Raw genomic sequence first — 16,338 nt, forward strand, 5'->3', positions numbered from 1 at the left:
AATGTTATACTCATGCTGACGGCACTCAACGCCTGCAAAACACCTGCCGTCCCAACGGCCCTGCCGCGACGGACGCGTTTGGCGTTCTCGGTCCCGGAAGTTCGTTGCGGCCCCGTGTGGTTCCGCGGGGCGGTCCGAAGCAGTCCGCGCCTTTGGGGAAAAGGGGAGGTCCATGTTCCTTCGAAAACAAGCGAGCTGTGATTCCAATATATTGGGGGTTTCCACACGACCTTCAGGATGCCGTAAGCGGACCGCAGGGACGACGCGTCCCCGCCCATCCCCCTTTTTTTCTGCGCGATGACCACGACTCCCTCTCGCCTGTGGGAGGAATTCATGCGCTTTTCCCCTCTGGCTACCCTCGATGTTCGTTTCCCCTCAGGGGAAATGGAGCTCTCGTCCCGTCTTCTGTCGCTCCTCCGTCTGCCTGACGAATCGAGGCCGACGAACTTCGAGCAATGGCACGAATTGTGCCATCCCAACGACCATAAAGAGGTGCGGACGCTGCTCGAGACCATCCACCACTCGCACCGTACCGCCCTTTCCCTGACTCGGCGTTTTTTTTGCGGCGACGGGATTTACCGCCCCCTTCGCCTGGATGCATGCATTCTGAGAGGCCCGGACGGACGGCCTCTGCGCCTGATGGGAACCGAGACGGACCTGACGCTCCAGCGCCTTCAGGAGCGCCAGACGGCTGCATGGCGAACGCTCAACCAGGAGCTGCAGAAAAGGCTCGGAGAGCTGAAGGAAGGGGAAAAACGTGCCGCAGACAATTGGAGGGCGGCAGAATCCGAACGTTCCCGTCTGGAAGCGGTTGTCTCCCTCATACAACATATCCCTCTTCCCGTCCGTATTCTACGGGAGGGGGATATCTCATTTCAAAGCAAAGCTTTAGAGCTTCTGTCCCTGTCCGATCCCGAGATCGAAACCTGGCTGAGCGCGGTCGAGGACGGCGATATCCGGCAGCTGCATGACGCCCACGGCCGCACGAGAATCCTGCAAAGCTCCGTATCCTCGTTCGCCGGCTTCGTGCTGATCGTTCTCTTCGACATTTCCGAGCGGGTCGAATTGGAGGGGGACAACCTGAACCTGCGCCGTATCCTCCAGCGCCATGCGTTTCGTCCCACCTCGGAAGAAGCGGCCCCCGCCCCCGAGGCTCCCGCTTTCTGGTCCTCGGGGGCCGCCGACGACGGCATTCAAATGGCGGACTCCGCACTGGACGCTCTGACGAACCTCCTCGAATCGGTCTTGCGGATTTTGAGGGCCCCGGAAATCGAACAAGCCTTCTCCTCCCGATCGGAGCAGATCGAGACCTTGCTCGGCTCCGTTGGACGCACGGAGCTTGCGGTGGGCGTCCTGGGGATTACGAGCAGCGGAAAGTCCAGTCTGATCAACGCAATGATGGGAGAGCGCCTCCTCCCCGAGGAAACCCGGGCCACGACCAACATGACGGTCCTCTGCCGCAAGGGGGGTCTGCGGGCCGTCGACATATGCTACGAGGACGGCAAAAGCGAGCGCGTCGTCGGCAGCGACCTCACCCCCAGACGGCTCGAGGAGCTGACCGCGGAGAGACGTAATCCCGGCAACATGCGCGGCATCTCCCGAATCGAATGGACCAGCCCGGCTGCGGCCATCCCTCAAGGATTGGTCCTCATCGACACCCCGGGGATCGATGCCTGCGAGCTTCCCGGTCACAGCGAACTCGTTCTGCGCCGTATTCTTCCGACCCTGGACATCGTCCTCTACGTCTCCTCGATACGCAGCCCCTTCAAGACGGCCGACCTCAGCCTGATGCAGGCCGTCCTGGAGGGCAATCAGAGGATGATTCTCCTGCTCACCCAGATCGACCTCGAGCGGGACGACATCGAGGGGGGAAGGGTGATCCTCTCCCGAGACCAAAAATTGGCGTCCTACGTGCGGGAGCTGCGCCAGAACGTGTCTCGCTCGGCCATCCGGGAATGCGCAATCATACCGGTGTCCTCCAGGTTGGCCCTGAAGCATTTTTACGATCGAGAATCCACCGAATGGAGGGCATCGAACTTCGAGCCGCTCCTGCGGCAGACGGCCTTGTTCCGGGAACATCTGCTCCGTTACGGCGTCACGCTGCGAGGGCGAAGGGCACTGAACCTCCTGCGCCACATCCGCGAGGATATGGAAGCGGCCTTGAAAGACAGGGAGGGAGGAGACGACCGGTCGGCACTCCTTCGCCAAACCGCTCGAATCCGAGAGCTCAGGGATGCCCAGCGGTGGGTCAGCGCCGAGATATCCTCGGTCCGCAACGAATGGAAGCATGCGCTCTCTCCCCTGCCGATCCTCTCTCGTTTTCGCCGCGACGTGGAGACGGTCCGAACCCCCGCGGGGCTCCGCGAGCGTTACCAACGATGGGGACGAGAGTGGACCGAGCTCATGAACCGGATGACCGAGCGCATGGACCGCGCCAAACTATTCTGCGGCACGATGCTGTCTCGGCACGGCCTAGCCCCCCTAGACCGACCGGCTCCCATCCTGGGCCCGGGCGCGGAGCTTCCCGACATCGACCGGTACGTCCGCCATCGCGCCACCGAGATCAGGGTTCGGGGCTGGTTTCAAGGGCTCGGGTTCTGGCCCGAGCATAAAAAATCCGTCCAATTGTCGCTCGACACCGAACGCCTCCTGCAGGATTGCGAAAAATTGCTGAAGGAGCGTCTCGAAGTTTTGGAGGAGCACCTGAATTGGTGGGAAAACATCATGAGGGAGACCACCTGTGATCCACTCTACGAGGAGCTGGCAAGGGAGGAAAAGGTCCTTGACGAGGCCAGAAAGAACGTGGCGGACCGGGCAGCCTCCCGCTCCGCCCTTCGTGGGGCCGCGACCAGGCTTGGGGAGATCGAGCGAGGGCTTCTGCGCCTCGTCGACGAATCGGAATTCCCGACCGAAAAGGGCCAGGCGGACCTCATTCCTCCTCGCGCTTCCGATCCGACGTCGCCCCCTGGAGAGGAGAACTTTTTCACCCCTCTTTTTCAGGCGATTGCGGAACAAAGCATACAGACCCGTTTTCTCTCCCTTCCCGCGGTGCGTAGACGCCGCCGCATCGTCCTGCTGGGGTTGAGGCGGCACGATTCCTTGAGGCTTCTCTCTCGCCTCGCTCACGATGCCGGCCTGACGGATATTCCCAGGACTCCGGAGGGACGAGAGATCGGAGAGGACGAATGGATCTTTTGCGGCCGCATTCCGCCCGCAATCCCCCACTCGTCTCTGAGGGCTCCCTCCTCCATCCTGGACGAACTGGACTTGCTTGTCGCGCCCTCCGATAGCTATCGAGGAGAAGCGATGGACCCTGTGGACTGGCACGACGTATTCGGGGAATGGCTGCCTATCGTGCATCTGGACATCGCCCGAGTCGATTCCGGGCTGTCGGATCTCGCCCGCGCCCCATACGCCTCGGCACTCGCGAACGTTCCCGAGTGGATCGCGGCTTCGGCCCATGGAGGGCTCTTCGACAGCCGTTTGTCCGACCTGGTCCTGGACGTCCCTGAACGCCTGGCCTCCTTCACCCGCCTGCGGGGCTTTCAGGGACGCATGGATTGGTTCGTGTACGAGAATTACGACCCTCGCTACACGGATCTAATCCCACTGGGACGGCAGGTCGACGCGAGCTCCCGAGACGAGGACCTCGAGACGCTGCTTCTCCTGTGGCAGGAGAGCGGCCTGGACTTCGTTCCGCCCCTGACGGAACAGCGACTGCGCCTGTGCCTCATGGAAATCCGGGAAAGATCGAGGGCGGATTCCTCGAGACTCTTGAATGGAGGAGAAGCTTCCCGTTTCTCGGGGGCGGAGCAGGAACGTAAAGAACGGAGGCATCTCGATGCAAAGTAAGGAGACGCATCACCCCCCCCTGGACCACGCCGGGGCCCGCATCGTATCGGAGCTCGCGGACAGGCTGCTGCCTCCCCTCAGAGAGGCGCTTTTTGCAATGGAGCGTCGAGAGGAGGGGGGAATGGACGGGACTTTGGAAGAAGTTCTCGAGAGGGTCGCAAGGATCGAGAAAACCTCCGATGCATTGGCGAGGAAATTGGAGCGCTCCGACGAGCTCTCTCGGCCCCTGACCGACCTGCTTCCCGAGCTCGCCTCCTTCATAAAGAGCTTCGAGGAGAAGCGGGCCACGCCTCCCGCCCCTCCCCAGCCACAACCCCTCGAGGAGAAGAGCAACGGGCGAATGGACTTGGAGGGGGACCGGCTTATCGAGCTCATGGAAAACCGGATCCCGACATGGGAGGGGCTGTTGCGGGCGCACAATCAAGCACAGAGCAGAGAGCTCAACGCGCTTTCGGCAGAGCTTGCGGAAATGCAGAACGAGACGGCAAGCACCCTGCTCCGTGCCTTCAGGGAGACCTTGAGACAGGAGCTGGCCGACCGCGACGCGCTATGGTCCAAACGCCAGGAGAGCCTTCTTGAGGCGGCACAGCAACGTACGAACGCGATGCTAAGGCTCGTCTGGGCCTCGATCGGGATAGGGATGGCCTCCCTGCTGCTTTTGGTCGCCGTTCTCCTTAGGCTGATCGGCTTTTGATCCGCTCCCCGATATCTCCACCGAGACGGGATTGCCCCGCTTTGCGTCGATTTTATCGGCATACATCCTTTGATCCGCAATCCTCATCAGATTGAAGATCGAAGCCGTCTCCATTTCGCAGGACAGGGCCGCACCATACGCAAAGGAGATTTTGAAATTTCCACAGGCCTCATTGTGTCGGTTCACTCCTTCGCAAAGCTCCCCATAGAAACGTCCTGCCTTTTCCCGATCGAAATTTTCAAAGAGCCCCAGAAACTCGTCGCCCCCGTTTCGCCCCACGAAGCCGTAGGGCTCCGCCGCCTCCATCAAGATTCGGGCAAATGATGCGATCAGACGATCTCCCGCCTCATGGCCCAAGGTATCGTTGACGCTCTTCAGGTTGTTCAAATCGACGACGAAGCACATCAGGTCGGGCAGGCGGGCGATCTCTCGATATTTCTTGACCTGGAGGTCACAGGACCAGCGATTGGGAAGCGTGGTCATCTGATCGACCATGGCCTTTTCCGCCAAAAATCGGTTGCGTTTGTAAAGGCGCCTGGCCTCTACCGTGTGCAAAAGGAAAACCACGGCCAGTATTCCGGACACGGCGATAAGCACGACCTTCAGCGAGAGGATTCGATCCGTCCTCTGTCCCGATAGCTGTTCCGCCAAAAAGACGACCGAATTCGCCGTTTCAAAAAAGGTCTCGCTGAGGGCAAAGAGATCGTCAAAGCTCCCCGTACGACGTTCGTCCCCGATGGCGTCCTTGAGCCTATTCCACTGCCCTTGAAGCTCACCCATCCTCTCCCGAAAGGCATCGTCGTCAAAGGGGTCCAGACCATGCGGGCCCCGGCCGCTTATCAATTCGTCGATGATCTCATCGATTTCGGCAAGCAGCCCGTCGTTCCTTCTCCCCATGAGCTCCATCTTGACCAGCCTCTGGGTCGCCCCTCGCACGATTCCGGTGTAGTTCATGACACGGGCATCGCCGCTGACGACGGTAGCCAGGTAAAAAGAAAGAAGGTTGAGGAGAATCAGGATCAGAAAAAGGGTTATGACGATGAATTTTCTTCTGAAGATCTTTATCGCTCTTCCCCCCTGACAGGACACTCCCATCCCGTTACTCGCCGCCCCAAACCACAAATTTTTCGACTAAAGCCACGACATCCGCCCCATTCCTGCAAGTCTCAACCTTATACTCCAACTCCATGGGGCTGTCAAGCAAAACCGGGGCCCGCCGGAGACGTTTGGCGATTGGGAGGACACGTATTATAATGCCGAAGTCGGACAAGGATTCCACGGAATCGACCCTATCCGCGGAGGGCCGCGCTCCGACACTTTCCCCTCCGCCCCGAAGGAAGGAGATGATTCGGATGGCAGCGGAGCTTCGCCCCATCGACATCCCGGAATCGATCTCGAAAGAGCTCGGCCTCAAAAGCGTGCAGGTGCGTTCCGTCCTGGCTCTGTTCGAGGAGGGCTGTACCGTGCCCTTCATCGCCCGCTACCGCAAGGAGGCCACCGGCTCACTGGACGAGACCGTCATCACCGCGATACGCGACCGCAGCGAGAGGATGGCCGAACTGGAGAAACGCCGGACTGCGATCCTGGAGTCTTTGGCCGAGAGGGAGCTCCTGACGGACGAGCTTGAAACCACGATCCGGGAGGCACGAACTTTGACCGCCCTGGAGGACGCCTACCTCCCCTGGCGTCCCAAGCGCAGAACGCGGGCCTCCGTCGCCGTGGAGAAGGGCCTGAACCCCCTGGCGGACCTGCTTTTTGCTCAGGACGAAGACCTGGATCCGGAAAGTTCGGCACAGCGCTTCGTGGACGCGGAGAAGGGCGTGGCCTCGGTCGAGGAGGCCTTGGCCGGGGCACGGGATATTTTGGCCGAACGCTTCAGCGAGGACCCCGAGGCACGGCAGGAGACACGCCGCCTTTTCGCACGAAAAGCCGCAGTCTCCACCACCTGTGCCAAGGGAAAGGAGGAGGAAGGCGCAAATTATCGGGACTACTTCGAATGGAAGGAGCCCGCAGCCTCCATGCCCTCCCATCGCGTGCTGGCGATTCTGAGGGGGGAGCGGGAGGGCTTTTTGTCCCTGACCGCCGTCCCTCCGGAGGAGGAGGCCCTCTCTCTTCTCAAGCGTCGATTCGTCCGTGGAACAGGGCCCGCATCGCGGGCCGTGGCCGACGCTGTGGAGGACGGCTATAAACGGCTTCTGAAAAACTCCATGGAGAACGAGCTGAGGACCGCCCTGAAAAAACGCGCGGATGCGGAGGCGATCCGTATCTTCGCCGCCAACGTTCGGGAGGTCCTCATGGCCGCTCCCATGGGGCAGCGAGCGACTCTGGCCATCGATCCCGGCATCCGCACCGGCTGCAAGGTCGTCTGCCTGGACCCGCAGGGCAACCTGCTGCACGATACCGTAATCTATCTCCACACATCCGACCGCCAGCGCCACGCCGCGGCCGAGACCCTGCGCCGTCTGATCGAGGAATATTCCATCGAGGCGATCGCCATCGGAAACGGGACGGCGGGCCGCGAGACGGAGGCCTTCGTGCGCCGTCTGGGGCTTCCTACCGAGATCGTCGTCGCCTCGGTCAACGAGAGCGGGGCATCCGTCTACTCCGCCTCCGAGGTCGCACGGCGCGAATTTCCCGACCGGGACGTCACGGTACGCGGGGCCGTTTCCATAGGGCGCCGGCTCATGGACCCCATGGCCGAGCTGGTGAAGATCGACCCCAAATCCATCGGAGTGGGGCAATACCAGCACGACGTGGACCAGAAGGACCTCAAGCAGGCCCTGGACGACGTGGTGGTTCACTGCGTCAACGCCGTAGGGGTGAACGTCAACACGGCCAGCCCGGAGATCCTCTCCTACGTCTCCGGGCTGAACAGGCAGGTCGTCGCCCAGATCGTCAAGTACCGCGAGGCCAATGGTCCATTTCCCAACCGGGAGGCCATGAAAAAGGTTCCCCGCCTCGGGCCGAAGACCTACGAACAGTCCATCGGCTTCCTTCGGATCCAGGGTGGAGAGAACCCCCTTGATGCCAGCGCCGTCCATCCCGAGAACTACGAGACCGTCAATCGAATGGCTCAGTCCCTTTCCTGCTCGGTCCGGGACCTGATGGGCTCGGCGGAGCTGAGGGCGCGCATCGAGCCCGAACGTTTCGTCTCCGAGACCGCGGGGCTCCCCACCCTGAAGGACATCCTGCAGGAACTCGAGAAGCCCGGGCGCGATCCGCGGGCCTCCTTCGAGGCATTCGCCTTCGATCCGAACGTTCACGAGCTCTCCGATCTCCGGGTTGGCCAGGTTCTGCCGGGCATCGTCACCAACGTCACGGCCTTCGGAGCATTCGTGGACGTCGGCGTCCATCAGGACGGTCTGGTGCACGTCAGCCGGATCGCCGACACCTTTGTCGAGAACCCGCAGGCCCACCTGAAACCCGGGCAACGGGTTCGCGTCGCGGTCCTCGAGGTGGACGAGCCGCGCAGGCGCATCTCCCTGTCCATGAAGAAAAGCGACCTCGGAAAATCCGCCTTGGACGGCCCCTCTCCCGTTCGCCGTCCAGGTCGGAAGGGGGGCGAAAAACCCGACCTCTCGCTGGGCTCCCTTTTTCGGGAACAACTCGGAGGGACGTCGGGACCAGACCGTTCCCAACCTCGCCAAAGGGGCGACTGACCGTGGAGCGTTTCGACACGATCGTGATCGGGGGAGGGCCCGCCGGCCTTATGGCGGCCGGTCAAGCGGCCGCAGTCGGCGAGCGCGTCCTGTTGGTCGAAAAGAATGCCTCGCTGGGAGAAAAGCTGCTCCTCGCGGGCAAACGGCGATGCAACATCACCAACGCGGAATCGGACACAACAGCCTTTCTTTCGCGTTACGGGGAGAACGGACGTTTCCTGTTTTCGGCCTTCAGCCAGATGGGACCGGCCCAGACCATCGAGTTCTTCAACAGGATCGGGATCCGCACGGTCGTCGAACGGGGGGGGCGCATCTTTCCCGCCGAGGGGGGAGGCCAGCGCGTACTGGATGCCCTTTTGATCCTCTGCAAGAAGGGCGGGGTGCGCATCCTCAGGAATTCTCCCGTGCGAACCCTGAAAATGAGGAACGGGCGCATCGAGCGGATCGTCACCGCAATCGAGGAGCTGGAGGCCGACCGCTATATCGTGGCGACGGGCGGAAAATCCTATCCCAGAACCGGATCCACAGGGGACGGCTATCGGTTTGCCGCCCAGGCGGGGCATACGATCGTGGAGCCGATCCCCGCCCTCGTTCCCGTCAAGACGCAGGAGACCTGGGTCAAGCTGGCGAGGGGCTACAACCTGCGCAACGTCCGCCTCTCCGTTCTGGTGGAGGGACAAAAGGTCGACGAACGGTTCGGGGAGATGGAGTTCACGAACTTCGGCGTCAGCGGCCCCATCGTCATGGACCTCAGCTCACGCATTCCCGAATGGATGGCCCAGGGGTCGGTGCGTTTTTCGCTGGACCTCAAGCCTGCCCTGGACCTGCACACGCTCAGGGACCGCGTGGATCGCGACTTCCGGAAACACGGGGACCGCCTGTTTGCAGGGGCACTGCGCGACCTGGTCCCGGGGCCGCTCATACCGCTTATCCTGGAACTCTCGGATGTCCCCTCGGACAAACCCGCTCCCTACGTCTCCCCGGAGGAAAAAGCGGAACTGGCCAGTCTCCTGAAGAACATCGTCCTGACCGTCAACGGACTCTGGAGCTTCAACCACGCCATCGTCACCCGCGGCGGGGTCTCGCTGAAGGAGATCGATCCCGGCACAATGCGATCCAAGCTCTGTGAAAACCTCCATTTGGCTGGTGAGGTGCTGGATTTGAACGGACCTTCGGGCGGATTCAACCTTCAGGTTTGCTGGAGCACCGGATATGTGGCCGGGCATACGGCATCCCCCAAAGCGGCCCTTCCCGTTTGAGGAAGGGCCGCTCCGTTGACCTACCCTCCCCGGGCAGCCTTCTTCAGCACGTAATTGCCTCCCGGGCCTCACGCGCCTTCTGCACGATCTCCCGGCTGTCGAGCGTCGGGTAGTCCCCGTTCCGGTAGAGCCATTTGCCGTTCACCATCGTCCCGGCAACGTCCGCGGAGCTCCCCGCATAGACGATGAACATCGCCAGGTTCTCCTCGTCCGCTCCGATGTAGTGCGGCCGATCCAGATCCACCAGCACGAGGTCCGCCACCCACCCCTCGCGGATCATGCCCTTGCGCGCGAATCCGAACGCGCGCGCGCCCTCGTAGGTCGCCATGCGCAGGACGTCCAGCGCAGGGACATGGGTGGGGCTTCGGTCCACTCCCTTGTGCAGCAGCGCGGCGGTCCGCATCTCCTCCCAAAGATCCAGACGGTTGTTGCTGGAGGCCCCATCGGTCCCGAGGGCAAGCCCGACGTCGCGGCCAAGCCAGGCCTGAAGGGGCATGACCCCGCTGCCCAGCTTGAGGTTGCTGCCGGGATTGTGCACCAGGGTCACCCGGGACAGGTCCAGACGATCCGCGAGCGCCGGGTCCATCCATACCGCGTGGGCCAGCACGACCCCCGGCGTGGAGAGCAGCCCCGTCTCCTCGAGGTAAAGTTCCGGCTCGGTCTTGAGCTCTTCGCGGATGTAGTTCAGCTCCCACTCCGTCTCCAGAAAATGAAAATGCACCCCAAGCCCCCGGTCCCGCGCCGCCTCGGTGATCGTTCTCATATCCTCAAGAGGGACGGTGTAGGGCGCGTGAGGCCCCAACTGAACGGTCATCAGTCCCTCGCGCCCGTGCCAACGCTCCGCCAGCTCCAGATTTTCCTGCAGGGAACGCTGCAATTTTCCGGGAGCGCCCGCCGTGATTCCGCGGCAGAGCGCCGCTCGGATGCCCGACTGCAGGGCCGCCTCGGCCACGCGCTCCATCCCGAAATACATATCGGCAAAACAGGTCGTGCCGCACGCCAGCATCTCCAAAATGGCCGACAATGTCCCCCAATAGATGTAATCGGACGTCAGTCTCTCCTCGACCGGCCATATCTTCTTCTGCAGCCACTCCATCAGAGGGGCCTCCTCCCCGAGGCCTCGCAGAAGGGTCATCGCCGCATGGGTATGAGCGTTGACGAATCCGGGCAGCACGGCCATCCGCCCGTGCCCGGCCACAACCTTGTCCGCACCCGGCGGAGTCTCGCCAATATCCAGGATCGACGCGATCCGCCCCTTGGACACGAGCAGATGGCCACGCCGTGCCCGTTCTTCCCCGCCATCCAGCATCAACACATCCTTGAACAACGTCGCCATAGCGAACGCCTCCTATACCGACAATCCCACCAAGGGGCAGTTCCTTTCCGACCATGCTACCCGAGGAGCCGCTCCTCAGCTATGGTTCGATGGGGAGCAAGAGATTGTTCCCCATCGAACCAGCCGTTCCGTTCGCGCGTTGCCCTTACTGGCGGCCTGCGCATACGGCTTGCGCACCGGCGCAGCACCCGTAGCCTCCAGGACACATAAGACAAGCAGACGGCCGCCGGACAAAGGCGCATAGTCCCGCGATTGCCCAAGGGCTTCATCAGAGCCGGCCGTCCGCTAGTCTTGCCAGCTCTTCATATATTCGACCTGTTCGGGCGTCATCGTATCGATCGTGATTCCAAGAGCAGCCAGTTTGGATTCCATCACGGCGCGGTCCGTCTCCTCCGGCACGGCGTAGAGCCCGGGGGCCATCTTGTGCGTGTAGACGTGTAGAGCCGCCTCCAGCTGGAGGGAGAAGCTCAAGTCCATGATCTCGATGGGATGGCCGTCCGCACAGGCCAGGTTCGTCAAACGTCCCTCGCCCAACAGGTTCAGCCGGCGGCCATCCTTCATGACGTAGGTGTCGATGTTCTCCCGAAGCTGCTCCACACGATCCGCCAGCCCCGCAAGATCGTCCTTGCTGATCTCGACGTCGAAGTGTCCCGCGTTGCCCAGCACGGCGCCGTTCTTCATGAGCGCGAAATGCTCCTTGCGGATCACGTGGATGTTCCCCGTCAGGGTCAGGAAGATGTCCCCAACCTTCGAAGCCTCCTCCATGCCCATTACATCGAAGCCGTCCATCAGGGCCTCGCAGGCTTTGTGCGGGTCGATCTCCGTCACGATCACCTTTGCCCCCAGCCCGGCGGCCCGCATGGCGACGCCGCGCCCGCACCAGCCGTAACCCACCACGACAACCGTCTTCCCCGCCACCACCATGTTCGTGGTGCGCATAAAGCCGTCCCAGACGGACTGCCCCGTCCCGTACCGGTTGTCGAACAGGTATTTGCTGAGCGCGTCGTTCACTGCGATCATGGGGAACTTCAGAACTCCCTCGTTCGCCATCGCCCTCAGGCGCTTGACTCCCGAGGTCGTCTCCTCCGAGCCGCCCAGAATGCCCGGGATCAGCTCCGGCATCTCCTGATGGATCGTGGCGACCACATCGGCCCCATCGTCGATGATGACGTTCGGCTTGTAGCTCAGAACGGTGCGCACGTATTCGAAGTACTCCTTGGAGGACATGCCCCGATGGCTGTAGACGTGCACCCCCTTGTCCGCCAAAGCCGCACAGATGTCGTCCTGCGTCGACAATGGGTTGCTGCCACAGGCGGCAACGGTGGCCCCCAGGTGCGACAGGGCCAGCAACAGGTTGGCGGTCTTCGCCTCCAGATGAAGGCAGGCCGCGATGGTCGCCCCCTTGAAAGGCTGGACGTCCTTGTACTTTTTGTAGAGAAACTGGAGCGACGGCATGTACTGCCAGGCCCATTCGATCTTCTTCCAGCCGTGCTCCGCCAGTTTGATGTCCGCAACGCAATACTTCTCCAAAACAATCCCTCCAGAATGTATAGCCAAAAAATGCAGTTCTCAAAAAAACTCAAAACGCCTCAAAAAACATCCTGTTTCCGATTATAAATCATTCGCGGATGCCAAGCGGACGAACACGCTCCGGATATGTTTGCCGTCCATCCAGGCCCTCGAACGGCAAAAACTGAGCGCCCTTTGAGGCCAAAGGGGGCAGAGCATCCACGGCCTTTCAGGCTACGGAGAACCGGCCGCCCGCTTAAACGCATAGGGCGGACGGAACACGCCCCCTTCCGTGACGATGGCCGTAACATAGCGGGCCGGGGTGACGTCGAATGCAGGGTTCCAAACTCGCACCGCATCGGGAACGCGCTGGCCGTTGAACAGCACGCGCATCTCGTCCTCGGCACGCTCCTCGATCGGGATACCCGACCCGTCGGGGAGAGAAAGGTCGAACGTGCTCCAGGGGGCGGCCACATAAAAAGGAATACCGTGTGCCGCGGCGAGAACCGCCAGGGAGTAGGTCCCGATCTTGTTGGCCGTATCTCCGTTGGCCGCTATGCGGTCCGCCCCGACGATGACGGCGTCGACACGTCCCATACTCATGAGGGCTCCCGCCATGCCGTCGGCAATCAGGGTGACCTCGAACCCATCGCGCGCCAACTCCCAAGCCGTCAATCGCGCCCCCTGAAGCAGCGGCCGCGTCTCGTCCGCATAGACACGGATATCTTTGCCCTCCTCTCGCGCCGAACGCAGAATACCCAAGGCGGTCCCGTGCCCCCCGGTCGCAATCGCACCGGCATTGCAATGGGTGAGGACCACGGCACTTCGCGGCAGGAGTTTGGCTCCATAGGCCCCCATCCTTCGGTTGGCCTGAATGTCCTCTGCATGAATGCGGGCGGCCTCCTCGGCCAGGGCACAAGCAAGGTTGCCCGCATCCGCCGCTTCGAGACATCTCCGCATCCGATCCAGGGCCAGAAAAAGATTGACCGCCGTGGGCCGAGTGCGGGCCAGGCGATCCAGCGCTTCGACCACCGCGCCGCGTCCGGCGGATGCGGCCATCGCTGCGCCGTAGGCCGCGGCGATACCGATGGCGGGAGCTCCCCGTACCGTCATGTTCTCGATGGCAAGGGCGACCTCCTCGGGGGTCCGACAGGCGACATAGGCCTCCCTGCCCGGCAGGACACGCTGATCCAAGAGCCGTAAAGAATTTTCTTCCGCATTCCACTCGAGCGCGTTCAGCATCCTTCCTCCTTTGTCGAGTCCGCGACGCACACCGCTTTGCCGTCCGAAAACCGGACCTCCAGTTCGTCCCCCGGCACGATTTCTCGCACCGAGAGCAGTCGCCTGCCGTCTCGTTCGCAGGTCACAAACCCCCGCTCCAGGGAGGCCAAGGGAGAAAGGGCGTTCAAGGCGGCGGCCCGAACGGACAGCGCGTTCCCCGCCTCCGCAAGACGCAGCCTCATCCCGGAGGAAAGGCCCCGAAAACGGGCCGAGAGCTCCTCCCCCGCCTCGGACAACCGGCGGGCAAACCGGGAGGACAAGTTGGCACAAATCTCCCTGCTGCGGTTTCGCTCCTCCATGACGCGGCGCTCGATGGCCCGGACCATTCGGGTATGGGCCTGCTCCAAAAGCCCCACGACTCCGTTCCGATCGGGAAAGACCAGCTCCGCCGCAGCGGATGGGGTCGAGGCCCGGAGGTCGGAGGCCAGGTCGCACAAGGTCTCGTCTACCTCATGTCCCAAGCCGGTAACGACGGGGAACGGGCAGCCGCGCACCGCGCGGACCACACGCTCGTCGTCAAAGGGCACCAGATCCTCCCGGCTTCCCCCGCCGCGCACCAGCAGCACGCAATCCACGCCATCCATGGACGCGACTCGAAAGAACGCCCGGACAAGCTCGTCGGGAGCTTCCGCTCCTTGGACCTGCGCGGGAACAATCAGCACCTCGCAAAGGGGGTAACGGCGCGACGAGACGCGCAGAACATCCCTGAGGGCGGCACCGGTGGCGGACGTCACGACCGCTACGCGAGCGGGGTACCCGGGAATGGGGCGTTTCAGCTCGGGACGGAAAATCCCCTCTCGGTTCAGGCGTTCTTTGAGCTCCTGTCGCGCTCGGTCTATTGCGCCGGCCCCGACGGGAACGATGCGACGTGCGTAGAGCTGGTAAACTCCCCGCTGAGAGTAAACTCCAACGCTCCCCTCCACCAGCACGCTGTCCCCGTTCTCCGGCCACTGGGGAAGATACCCCGTATATTGCTTGAAAATAGCACAAGCGACCCTGCTCTCCTTTCCCAGGAGCGTGAAGTAGCAGTGGCCGCTTGTATGTTTTTTGAACTCGGCGATCTCCCCCGCGACGATCAGGGACTTGAGCATGAGGTCCGAGGCAAAAAGCCCGTGAACGTAAAGCGTCAACTCATCGACGGTCAACTGGGCCCGACTGGTCCTTTGAATCGTCACCGCTCCCTTCTCCGCTCTTGCCGACGTCCTTCCCCGCTCGCTCAGCCTCCGGGATCAAGTGACGCACCACCCGCGCCAGCACCCCGTTGACAAAACGCCCAGAATCCTCCGTTCCAAAGGTTTGAGCGATGTCGACGGCCTCCGCGATCGCAACGGCGAAGGGGACCGAACGCTCCAGAAACCCCTCGAAAAGAGCAAGACGCAATACGGCACGATCGACTGCCACCATGCGCTCCGGACGCCAGCCCGTCACCACCCGGAGCAGGATATCGTCCGCCTCTCCCCGACGCCTCCAGGCCCCCAGACCGAGAAAACGCGAGTATTCCTTTACTGCGGGGGATTCCTCCTCCACAAAGCTTCCCTCACCTAAAAACAGATCCCAAGCCGAATCCACATCGTGAATCCGTCGGTTACCCAAGGAATGAAGAAACTGGACCGCCAACTCTCGAGCACGATGACGGGCTTGAGCCTCTTTCTTTTGACTGGACAAAAACTACCTCCGTTCGTTGCTTTTCCCATCAAGGGGCCTTGGCCTGTCCAGAAAAGAGGTCAACCCCTTGACGAGAAACCAAGCAAAAACGCCCCAGAAAGAGGTCCAGAAGAGCCCTTTCGCTCCGGCAATAAAAGCGAGGGCAATCGCCGAGGCCACCATCATCCACACCCAGGGATTTCGATAGAAAACGGCACGCTTCTCCCCCCAGGCTACCGTCGACCCCTCCAGATCGGACCACACGACTGAAGCGGCCATGCCCAATGGCTCCAAAAGGGAGATCAGGCGGCTTTCCGCCTCGCTCTCTTGCGAGGCGTCATCCGAGGTCAAAACTAAAGTCACCGAAGCCGTATCCCCCTCCGCCAACGCAAAGCTGCAGAACTTAAGCTTCGGAGCCAGGAAGCGTCGAATGAAACGCGATAGCCCCTCGTATGAAACCCTGATATTTCCGTACGGCGTTCGCTTCCATAAAAAGTACACGGTCACATCACTCCCGGAAAAAGTTGCCCTCGACAAGAAGAACTCTCTGGAGACGATGGGAGCGCCCTGGAGATGTTTTATAGCGGCATGGGCACCCTTCGTCGCCTGACGCGCCTCTATTCGCCGGCCTTTTTTTCCTCATCCGCATCAGCGCTCTCGATCTCGTTTTCCTGGGCGTCCTCGGCGTCCTCCGACTCCGCAAGCACGACGGGTTCATCCACATAAATACCTTGAACATTGATATTGACCGAGTTGACCGTGTATCCCGTGTAGCGCTCCAGATTGGCCTTGATCTTTTCCTGAACATCCCAGGCAAGATCGGGGATACGCTGTCCGTACTTGACCAAGACATAGGCCTCGACGGATATCGACGGAACCTCTCCATCCTCTACGGTGACGCGCACCCCCTCGCTGGACTTGCGTCCGATGCCGAATTTGGAGGCAATGCCCGTCGTTGCAGTTTGAATGTTGGGGATCCCCTGAATTGTCTTCTTCGTCAGCTCGACGATGACCTCTTCAGAGATATGGATGCTGCCCTCAAAACGCGACCCGCCGGAAACAACGGTATTCTTTCTGTCAACCTCCTGAGCCTGTTCCACTCGA

Annotated in this window: 13 protein-coding genes; 5 read left to right on the forward strand and 8 right to left on the reverse strand. The window is 61.7% G+C overall.

Annotated features, from left to right (window positions below):
• The first annotated feature begins 333 nt into the window (after window positions 1-333).
• Window positions 334-3,852 (forward strand): dynamin family protein, encoded by a 3,519-nt coding sequence (locus tag EII26_RS00425; protein WP_158612060.1) that lies wholly within the window; start codon window positions 334-336, stop codon window positions 3,850-3,852.
• The gene (locus EII26_RS00430) at window positions 3,842-4,546 is read left to right on the forward strand and encodes a hypothetical protein (protein ID WP_124887159.1); all 705 of its coding nucleotides are present in this window, start codon (window positions 3,842-3,844) and stop codon (window positions 4,544-4,546) included. The genes EII26_RS00425 and EII26_RS00430 overlap by 11 nt, the downstream gene beginning before the upstream one ends.
• Here the strand turns inward: EII26_RS00430 and EII26_RS00435 are convergent.
• Window positions 4,460-5,641 (reverse strand): GGDEF domain-containing protein, encoded by a 1,182-nt coding sequence (locus EII26_RS00435; RefSeq protein WP_124887160.1) that lies wholly within the window; start codon window positions 5,639-5,641, stop codon window positions 4,460-4,462. The genes EII26_RS00430 and EII26_RS00435 overlap by 87 nt on opposite strands.
• Window positions 5,642-5,898: 257 nt before the next feature.
• Here EII26_RS00435 and EII26_RS00440 point away from each other — a divergent pair, with 257 nt between their 5' ends.
• Entirely contained in the window at window positions 5,899-8,205 is a 2,307-nt protein-coding gene (locus tag EII26_RS00440; protein ID WP_124887161.1) for a Tex family protein, read from the forward strand.
• 2 nt (window positions 8,206-8,207) lie between these two features.
• Window positions 8,208-9,464: an NAD(P)/FAD-dependent oxidoreductase gene (locus EII26_RS00445; protein WP_124887162.1), complete on the forward strand. Its 1,257-nt coding sequence runs from the start codon at window positions 8,208-8,210 to the stop codon at window positions 9,462-9,464.
• Window positions 9,465-9,507: 43 nt separating this feature from the next.
• On the opposite strand, the gene EII26_RS00450 is transcribed toward EII26_RS00445, so the two are convergent.
• The 6 genes from EII26_RS00450 to EII26_RS00475 form a co-directional block, all read right to left on the reverse strand.
• Window positions 9,508-10,800: an amidohydrolase gene (locus EII26_RS00450; RefSeq protein WP_124887163.1), complete on the reverse strand. Its 1,293-nt coding sequence runs from the start codon at window positions 10,798-10,800 to the stop codon at window positions 9,508-9,510.
• 285 nt (window positions 10,801-11,085) lie between these two features.
• Complete coding sequence (locus EII26_RS00455; RefSeq protein ID WP_124887164.1) at window positions 11,086-12,330, reverse strand: adenosylhomocysteinase; 1,245 nt, start codon at window positions 12,328-12,330, stop codon at window positions 11,086-11,088.
• 213 nt (window positions 12,331-12,543) lie between these two features.
• A complete protein-coding gene (gene mtnA / locus EII26_RS00460) occupies window positions 12,544-13,551 on the reverse strand; it encodes an S-methyl-5-thioribose-1-phosphate isomerase (protein WP_124887165.1) in 1,008 nt (335 codons plus the stop codon).
• On the reverse strand, window positions 13,545-14,735 hold the full coding sequence (gene xseA / locus EII26_RS00465) for an exodeoxyribonuclease VII large subunit (protein WP_158612061.1): 1,191 nt from the start codon (window positions 14,733-14,735) through the stop codon (window positions 13,545-13,547). The genes mtnA and xseA overlap by 7 nt, the downstream gene beginning before the upstream one ends.
• Entirely contained in the window at window positions 14,722-15,255 is a 534-nt protein-coding gene (gene nusB / locus EII26_RS00470; RefSeq protein ID WP_124887167.1) for a transcription antitermination factor NusB, read from the reverse strand. The genes xseA and nusB overlap by 14 nt, the downstream gene beginning before the upstream one ends.
• A gap of 3 nt (window positions 15,256-15,258) precedes the next feature.
• Complete coding sequence (locus EII26_RS00475) at window positions 15,259-15,597, reverse strand: hypothetical protein (protein ID WP_124887168.1); 339 nt, start codon at window positions 15,595-15,597, stop codon at window positions 15,259-15,261.
• Between the two features lie 67 nt (window positions 15,598-15,664).
• Here EII26_RS00475 and EII26_RS00480 point away from each other — a divergent pair, with 67 nt between their 5' ends.
• On the forward strand, window positions 15,665-15,844 hold the full coding sequence (locus EII26_RS00480) for a hypothetical protein (RefSeq protein WP_124887169.1): 180 nt from the start codon (window positions 15,665-15,667) through the stop codon (window positions 15,842-15,844).
• A gap of 7 nt (window positions 15,845-15,851) precedes the next feature.
• Here the strand turns inward: EII26_RS00480 and EII26_RS00485 are convergent, their stop codons facing one another.
• Window positions 15,852-16,334: an Asp23/Gls24 family envelope stress response protein gene (locus EII26_RS00485; RefSeq protein ID WP_233572514.1), complete on the reverse strand. Its 483-nt coding sequence runs from the start codon at window positions 16,332-16,334 to the stop codon at window positions 15,852-15,854.
• Window positions 16,335-16,338 lie beyond the last annotated feature (4 nt).

The sequence above is a fragment of the Fretibacterium sp. OH1220_COT-178 genome (assembly GCF_003860125.1).
In the GTDB taxonomy this organism is placed as follows: domain Bacteria; phylum Synergistota; class Synergistia; order Synergistales; family Aminobacteriaceae; genus CAJPSE01.

Bases quoted from the DNA above. Each gene is read 5' to 3' on its own strand.
- EII26_RS00440 (WP_124887161.1), top strand. From the start codon at position 5,899: ATGGCAGCGGAGCTTCGCCCCATCGACATCCCGGAATCGATCTCGAAA.
- EII26_RS00450 (WP_124887163.1), bottom strand. From the start codon at position 10,800: ATGGCGACGTTGTTCAAGGATGTGTTGATGCTGGATGGCGGGGAAGAA.
- EII26_RS00430 (WP_124887159.1), top strand. From the start codon at position 3,842: ATGCAAAGTAAGGAGACGCATCACCCCCCCCTGGACCACGCCGGGGCC.
- EII26_RS00480 (WP_124887169.1), top strand. From the start codon at position 15,665: ATGAAACGCGATAGCCCCTCGTATGAAACCCTGATATTTCCGTACGGC.
- EII26_RS00425 (WP_158612060.1), top strand. From the start codon at position 334: ATGCGCTTTTCCCCTCTGGCTACCCTCGATGTTCGTTTCCCCTCAGGG.
- mtnA (WP_124887165.1), bottom strand. From the start codon at position 13,551: ATGCTGAACGCGCTCGAGTGGAATGCGGAAGAAAATTCTTTACGGCTC.
- EII26_RS00435 (WP_124887160.1), bottom strand. From the start codon at position 5,641: ATGGGAGTGTCCTGTCAGGGGGGAAGAGCGATAAAGATCTTCAGAAGA.